The organism is Algoriphagus sp., from assembly GCF_024642405.1.
Classification (GTDB): Bacteria; Bacteroidota; Bacteroidia; order Cytophagales; family Cyclobacteriaceae; genus Algoriphagus.
The window spans coordinates 1-7,686 of the sequence record NZ_JAHEBC010000178.1 but is presented as its reverse complement, the minus strand read 5'-3'; the positions used below and the strand labels follow the sequence as shown (position 1 = coordinate 7,686).

The following is a 7,686-nucleotide window of genomic DNA, read 5'->3' as shown; positions in this document are numbered from 1 at the left end:
CCCCACCATTTATCTCGCTCTCCGAAGTTGATCGGGCCATCCATAGCTTCCATTCCTTCTCCTTCCAGCCAAGCTTTCGCGGTATCAAAAAGTAAAAATGCTGCTTCCTGATTGTTTATACATTCGAAGAAGCCTAAACCACCAGTCGGCTGCTTTTCCTTCATTTTGGGATTGACGAATGCGGCAATTCTACCGATTGTTTGCCCATTTTCATTTTCTAAAAGCCATCTTTTTGCTTTGGCTCCATTCCGAAAAAGCTTGTTGGTTTCTTTATGAAAAAGTCCTTCTATATCCGCATCAAGAGGTCTGATCCAGTTTTTTTCGTTTTTATAGAGCCTCACTGCCATTTCAATAAATTCCTTTTGATGGGCAGAAGTAATGACTTCGACTAATTTCATTCAGGTGATTTTAGGCTGCTAAAATAGGGGAAGTTGCTCAAAGGGCAAAAATCAATCAAAAACCAGACGTTAAACCTTAAAATATTCAAGCGTTTAACCTAACTAAATCTATCCTATAAGCTTAATATCGCAGATAATTTTGAACATAATTTGCTCTATTAAATGGATCAAATGAGTTGAAGGAGGAGTTTAATGCATCATTGGAAAAGTTAGTTGGATTAAAGCTTGACGCAGTGCTAGAATTGCTTTCTTCAATTGAATCTGTAACGGCCGTATACTCTATCTGATCAATTAGTTCTCCATCGAAACTATAAAAATCCCAAGTTCCTATCCTCTCTGAACCTACTAGTTTCCCAGTAGAGGCTAGTTTATCCGTGTTTGAGTAATAGAAAAACCATTTGCCGCTTTTTTTCCCTTTGGTAATTTTTCCTTCTGCCTTAATAAACCCCTCTTTATCAAAATAAATCCGTTTTCCATTTCCATTTTTTACCATTTGCTTTCTATTAAGTTTATCTGAAAAACGAATCTCCATTACAGAAACCAACGTTCCTGTCTGATAATTTTCAGATTGCAAAATTTCTCCTTCACTATCAACCACAAACCATTCTCCTTCTTTTAATCCTTTGCTGTAAGTTCCTTTCCGAAAATATTCAGGCAAAATATCTACCTCCTCAATCCAATTCCCATCGCGTAATCCATTTTGGAAAGTCCCTTGAAATTGCAATTTTCCATCACTTGTCAAACTTACCCACTCTCCTTCTGGGATGCCATTTATAAAATTTCCTTTTTGTTTAATTTCCCCATCTGGATAAAACGTTTGGTACAATCCATTTTGTTTTCCTTGGGAATAAGAGACTTTTAATTCAAGTCCTCCTTGGGGAGAATAGTAAAAAACATCTCCTTCAATTATCCCATCAATGTAAGAAACAGAAGACTTTACTTCTCCCGATTCAAAATATTCGAGCCATTCACCGACCTTTTTACCTTTATCTAATTGTCCAGAAAGTTTTAATTCTCCTGTTTCGTAGAACTCCTTAAAATCATTTTCCAACTCTCCATTCTCAAAAAATGCGACTATTTTAATAGAGCCGCTTGGGTAATTTTCTTGAAAAACCCCGTCAGGTAAATCGTCTAAAAAATTGATTACAAAAATGGGAAATTCTTTATTGAATTCTTTTTCAAAAAGCTGTGGATCGGCAGGGTCAAAAATCGATTCTTGGGTTTCTTGAGGGACTTTTTTGGGGTAAACTTTCCATTCTCCGATTTTTTTTCCTTCTTCGAGATTTCCCACTCCTATCAAATTGGAACTCCCGAAATAAAAATAGTGAGGTTCTGTATAAGTGTTTAAAAACAAACTAAATACAAGAGAAAAAACTATGGTTAACATATAAATAAGCTTTTGAAAAAATAAATTAGAAAACTCTGGTTTAAATTCAAAAACAATTAATGAATTGGATAAGGCATTCTTTTCAGAAAGTTAGGTTCTTTAACTATCACCCCATTAATATCCTATAACTGGTTTTGATGAGTCGCTAAAGGAATTTCAGCCATGTAATTTAGATCGCTTAATTGGTCAAAAATGAATAAGATCCATAATTAGCATCCAAAAACTATTTAGGTTAATTGCTTCAGCAAATTTTCACGATATCGCATTCCAATCGGGATCATTCTACCTCCAATTTTGATTTGATTACCTTCTATAAAATCCACCTTAGAGGTATTAATAATAAAGGACTTGTGTGTTCTCACGAATAGTTCCTCAGGCAATTCAGCTTCCATTTTCTTCATCGTAGAAGTGATAATCAAAACCTGACTTTCCAAATAAACTTTAGCATAATCTCCAAAAGCCTCAAAAAACAAAATATCACTGAATACAGTTCGGTATAGCTTTTTATCCACTTTCAGCATAATGTATTCGGGAGATTCTTTTTGGGTTTTCAGACGTTCTTTCACTTTGTGGATTGCCTGCAAAAAACGGTCAAAAGGAATCGGCTTCATCAAGTAATCAACAGCATTGAGCTCAAAACCTTCCAAGGCAAACTCAGGATAAGCAGTAGTAAATATTACCTGAGGTTTAGTTATGAGCGTTTTGTAAAAATTAATCCCCGAAAGTTTAGGCATATTTATATCCAAAAAGAGTAAATCTGCAGGGTTTGATTCAAGTCCCCTGATGGCCTCCAGCGCATCTTTGTATTCTTCGGTAAGGATCAGATCTGGATGATCGGAGACAAATTGCCTCAAAACATCCCGACTGAGGGGCTCATCGTCTATAATTGCACATCGGATCATACTAGGCTCAAGTTAACTTGAAATTCTGTCTCGGTTTTGAGTATCTCAAACTTATGAGTATTTGGGTAAATAAGCTCCAGTCTTCTCTTTACATTTTCCAGACCAATTCCTCCATATTTCCCTTTTTCCATATCATCGATCTGGCCGAGTTTATTCTTAATCGAAAAAGAGATCCCAGAATCCACTTTCAATCGAATATCAATAAAGGCCTGCTCAGCATTGTCTTTCATCCCATGCTTAAAGGCATTTTCTACCAAGGGAAACAATAACAAAGGCGCAATCTTCACTCCATCTAGATTCCCTAGAATGGTAAAATCAACCGTTGAGTTTTCTTCCATACGAATTTTTTGCAACTCCACATAATTCTCAAGCATTTCCACCTCTTTTGTCAAGGGTACCATTTCCTCCTCCACTTCATAAAGCATATATCTCAACAAATTAGATAGATCCAACACTGTTTCTGGCGTTTGGTCACTTTTCGCTAAAGCCTGAGAATAAATGCTATTAAGGCTATTAAATAAAAAATGTGGATTAATCTGAGTCTTCAGCGAATTAAGTTCCAGAGACAATTTCTCTTTCTCTACTTGCTGTAAAGTATACCAGGATTTTGACAGCTTGATGAGGGTGGTCAAAATCAAATAAATAAGAAAAATACTGACCAGAATTTGCCATTCGGTGAAGGAAACCATGTAATAATCAGAATCCATCAGCGGGAAAAGTACATTAAAAGTGAGTTCGTGTAATCCGTATGAGACTAGCAAAAGTGCCGCAATGCTGACAAAATACTGTAAGTATTTTCCGTGATTGAGGAATTTGGGGATTAGAAATCTCAGATTTACATACACTAAAAAAAACAGTGGGACGTGAAAAAGTAAAGCGTAAAAAACGTCTATGAATTTAAAAATACTTGAAATGGAAAAATAACTCGCGATGGCATAAATGGACAACATCCAGAATATCGGATGCTGAAACCATTTTGAATTGATAAGCTTGAACATAGATCTATTTAGCTAGCTCTCTTATATATATCTGTTCCTTCAAATACGGATTCGTCATCCGAATATCGATCAAGGAATTTCTGAATTTCTTTTGGCTGCGCAGTTATCAATATTGTTCCATCTACATTTTCATGTCTCAATCGAATCAGATTACTTTCAAAAAGCTTATTCAATTTTTCCAGATCAAAGGCAGTTAAATTTAATTGATCATTAACGTACTTTAATTTGATGAAGGTGTGTACAGGCAATACATTCGAAGCCAAAGTCTCCTCATAATCTTTTTCATAAGGAAAGAGATCCAAGAAAAAGTCATTTCCAATTTTAGCAACATGTCCCACAAAATTTGTTATATCTCCCTCGTCCTCGATCACTACTAAATAGCTTTTTTCTTTGGCTGGCTCTTTTGAATCGTCATCAGAATTGTTGGCAAAAAAACCTGTTTCTTCAGGTAGAATTCTAAATTCCACGTAGTCTTGAGGTTCATCTTCCATCTCCCATTTTCCTATTAATTCAGGAAAATAAACTAGCGTATCATCTGTGTAAATCGGGAATAAAGAATACACGCAGGAATTTAAAAGGACAACCAAAAGTCCAAATGCGAGAATTGATTTTGCTTTTTTCATAGTTAGAATATTTGAGTTTTGACAGGCTCAAATTGGCTAATAAACTAAGGTCGAGAAAAAAAACTCTATGAACGCGGCAAATTTCCAGACGAACAAAGGATTTTAGCGATTTAGTACAAAGGCAAATTACTTAAATGCAGCATTTGGAGAAAAATAACTATTTGATACGATAAACAACTCCACTTTTGGTGAAGCAATTTATCAAAAGCGTAATTATTAGTTCAGTTGTTGAGAATTTGAAACATGGGAATATTAGTTCCAACCTGGTGTATTAGGACTGAATATGGTAAACCTACCTAAAGCGCTGCCTAAAGAATCTTTCCCTTGGTTATTATTCTGGTATGTTCTTGAAAAACCAGCACTATCACCAGAAACAGCTGGCTTAGGAGAAGCTTTATATTGTATTTGGTCAATAATTTCACCCTCATAGCTGTAAAAATTCCATTTACCAACGCGCTCTGTTCCTATAAATCGTCCAGAGGAGGTTATTCTGTTTGAATTGGGAAAATAAAAAACCCATTTTCCATTTATTTTACCTTTTGATATTTTCCCTTTTGCTTTTATGAAACCCTGATCATCATAAAAAATTCGTTGGCCTTTTCCTTTTTTTACTAAGTATTGATCTTTGAGATTTTCTGCATTTTGAATTTCAATTACTGAAATAAGCTTCCCCGCTTGATAATTTTCAGTTTGAAGATGCTTTCCTTCCATATCAATCACAGTCCATTCTCCTTCTTTTAAATCCTTAAGATAATTTCCTTTTCGGAAATATTCTGGCATCACATTTAACTGTTCAAACCATTCTCCACTTCTAATACCATCTTTAAATATTCCTTTTTCTTTTAATTCTCCGTTTGGAAAAAAAGCTTGATATAAGCCATTCCATTTTCCTTTAGAGTTGGAAAATTTCATCTCTATTACTCCTTCAGGCGTATAATAAATTGCTTCTCCTTCCTCCATTCCATCAACAAAAGAAATGGAAGATTTCAGTTGACCAGATTCATAATACTCCTGCCATTCTCCACTTCTTTTTCCAGCTTCAAATTGTCCGGTACTTTTTTTATCTCCGTTTTCAAAAAACTCTTTAAATTCATTTTCCAATTCTCCATTTTCAAAAATAGCCAATGTTTTAACTGCACCACTTGGATAATTTTCTTGGAAAACCCCTTCCGGAATATCTTCGGAAAAACTGATTACATAAATTGGAATTTCTTTATTGAAGTTTTTATCAAAAAATTCAGGATCTACTTTTTCAAAATTAGGATCAGGAGAATTTTCCGGATTGATTTTATAGAAAACCTTCCACTCCCCTGACTTCTCCCCTTCTTTTAGATTCCCAACTCCCACTAGATTGTCGTTTCCAAAATAAAAATAAGCCTGTTCATTAAGATTATTCACAAACAGATGAATCAAAACAGAAAAAATAATTGCAGTCATAAAAATCAGGTTTACGAAGGAATATAACAATAAAACTCAAGCTTTAATCCTAAAAAACTGAATTTATCCTACTACCTCCCCATATAAATCAAACTCTGTTGCCTCTGTAATTTTAGCTTCAACAAAATCTCCTACTCGGCAATAATACTTGGATGCATCAATTAGGACTTCATTGTCCACCTCAACTGAATCGTATTCTGTTCGACCTACGAAGTGGCCACCTTCTTTTTTATCAATCAATACTTTGAAAGACTTGCCAATTTTCTCCTGATTCAGATCATAAGAAATCTGCTCTTGAATCTCCATCAGATTATTTGCTCGCTCCTGCTTCACTTCCTGTGGAATGTTGTCTTCCATAGAATAGGCATGGGTATTTTCCTCATGAGAATAGGTAAACACTCCCAATCTCTCAAATTTCATGCGCTCTACGAAGTCAACCATTTCCTGATATTCTTTCTCTCCCTCTCCTGGATGACCTGCGATCAGCGTGGTACGGATAGCGATATCTGGCAATATATCCCGGATGCTATGAATTAAGTTCTCCTGTTTTTCACGGGTAGTTCCGCGACGCATAGCCTTCAGCACATCCGTAGAACCGTGTTGTAAAGGAATATCGAGGTAATTACAGATATTATCACGCTCCTTCATGACCTCGATCACGTCCATCGGGAAGCCTGTAGGATAAGCGTAATGCAAGCGAATCCAGTCAATTCCATTCACATCAGATAGTCTGCGCATCAACTCAGCCAAATTTCTCTTTTTGTAAATATCCAAACCGTAATAGGTTGAATCCTGAGCGATCAGAAGCAATTCCTTCGTTCCGCCGGCAGCTTTGTGTTCTGCTTCTTTCACCAATTCCTCAATCGGTCTGGAGATGTGCCCTCCACGCATAATAGGAATCGCACAAAAAGAACAGGGTCTATCACAGCCTTCAGATATCTTCATATAAGCATAGTGGGAAGAATGTGTCAATAATCGCTCCCCTACCAACTCATGCTTGTAATCTGCTTTGAACTTCTTGAGAATGGCCGGTAAATCTCTTGTCCCGAAAAATGCATCCACCTGCGGAATTTCCTTCTCCAGATCGTCTTTGTAACGCTGAGAAAGACAACCAGTCACATATACTTTATCTACCAATCCTTGCTCTTTTGCATCCACATACTGCAAAATAGTGTCGATTGACTCCTGCTTAGCATTGTCGATAAACCCGCAAGTATTGATAATTATGATATTGTTATCATCCATATTGGACTCATGGCTGGCATTGATTCCATTTCCTTTGAGCTGGGTTAAAAGTACCTCAGAATCTACCAGATTCTTGGAGCAACCCATGGTGATGATATTGACTTTGTCTTTCTTTAGAGTTCTCGCTTTCACAGATTTCCTTCTTTTTGAAGCTGCAAAGGTAGGCAAAAAAGTAGCTTCGCACTTTTTTGAATTTAAAATTTAAGATTTTGAAATTTAAAATGAGCGAGATCTTCTAGCACTTAATACGCGAGCATCCAATCTGCATCAAATAGATATCTTAATTCTGAATGTGCTTACACGCAACACAATTTTAAATTCTTCATTTTCAATTTTTTGAAAATTCTATCAATATCCTGTGATCTTTTTCAATAATTCGAAGAAACCTTTCTTCCTCTCAGAATTGATTCCCCAATCAACCGGAACGCTCTGATAGCCTTGTTTAAATCCTTCGTCCTTCATTCTATAATCAAAAAATCCCCATGAGGCATAAGCACGTGTAGCAACCGTAAAATTATTCTTTGGCTGATCAAAATTAAAATGATCATCTTCATTGAAAACAATGGGCTTGGGTTGGTAGCCATTCACACTTCTGGTTTCTTCTACCATAGTGCCAATTTTATCGGGATCAGAAACTCCGTTTCCATGGAGTAAAATAAAGTCTGAAGCTTTTACCACGTTTTCTTTTGGGATGGT

The 7,686-nt window shown here is 36.1% G+C and carries 6 protein-coding genes and 2 pseudogenes; all 8 read right to left on the bottom strand.

Annotated elements, in window-relative coordinates:
* Positions 1-398: pseudogene (locus Q0L68_RS13170) on the bottom strand (hypothetical protein); the annotation flags it as partial.
* Positions 399-519: 121 nt separating this feature from the next.
* The gene (locus Q0L68_RS13165) at positions 520-1,785 is read right to left on the bottom strand and encodes a toxin-antitoxin system YwqK family antitoxin (protein ID WP_296703931.1); all 1,266 of its coding nucleotides are present in this window, start codon (positions 1,783-1,785) and stop codon (positions 520-522) included.
* 227 nt (positions 1,786-2,012) lie between these two features.
* Complete coding sequence (locus Q0L68_RS13160; RefSeq protein WP_296703928.1) at positions 2,013-2,687, bottom strand: LytTR family DNA-binding domain-containing protein; 675 nt, start codon at positions 2,685-2,687, stop codon at positions 2,013-2,015.
* A complete protein-coding gene (locus Q0L68_RS13155) occupies positions 2,684-3,685 on the bottom strand; it encodes a histidine kinase (RefSeq protein WP_296703925.1) in 1,002 nt (333 codons plus the stop codon). The genes Q0L68_RS13160 and Q0L68_RS13155 overlap by 4 nt, the downstream gene beginning before the upstream one ends.
* Before the next feature lie 8 nt (positions 3,686-3,693).
* Positions 3,694-4,308: a hypothetical protein gene (locus tag Q0L68_RS13150; RefSeq protein WP_296703922.1), complete on the bottom strand. Its 615-nt coding sequence runs from the start codon at positions 4,306-4,308 to the stop codon at positions 3,694-3,696.
* 252 nt (positions 4,309-4,560) lie between these two features.
* A complete protein-coding gene (locus Q0L68_RS13145; protein WP_296703920.1) occupies positions 4,561-5,745 on the bottom strand; it encodes a toxin-antitoxin system YwqK family antitoxin in 1,185 nt (394 codons plus the stop codon).
* A 63-nt stretch (positions 5,746-5,808) separates the two neighbouring features.
* Positions 5,809-7,122, bottom strand: a complete 1,314-nt coding sequence (gene rimO / locus Q0L68_RS13140) for a 30S ribosomal protein S12 methylthiotransferase RimO (protein ID WP_296703933.1) — start codon at positions 7,120-7,122, stop codon at positions 5,809-5,811.
* Between the two features lie 216 nt (positions 7,123-7,338).
* Positions 7,339-7,686: pseudogene (locus Q0L68_RS13135) on the bottom strand (hypothetical protein); the annotation flags it as partial.

Bases quoted from the DNA above. Each gene is read 5' to 3' on its own strand.
- Q0L68_RS13165 (WP_296703931.1), bottom strand. From the start codon at position 1,785: ATGTTAACCATAGTTTTTTCTCTTGTATTTAGTTTGTTTTTAAACACT.
- Q0L68_RS13160 (WP_296703928.1), bottom strand. From the start codon at position 2,687: ATGATCCGATGTGCAATTATAGACGATGAGCCCCTCAGTCGGGATGTT.
- Q0L68_RS13155 (WP_296703925.1), bottom strand. From the start codon at position 3,685: ATGTTCAAGCTTATCAATTCAAAATGGTTTCAGCATCCGATATTCTGG.
- Q0L68_RS13150 (WP_296703922.1), bottom strand. From the start codon at position 4,308: ATGAAAAAAGCAAAATCAATTCTCGCATTTGGACTTTTGGTTGTCCTT.
- Q0L68_RS13145 (WP_296703920.1), bottom strand. From the start codon at position 5,745: ATGACTGCAATTATTTTTTCTGTTTTGATTCATCTGTTTGTGAATAAT.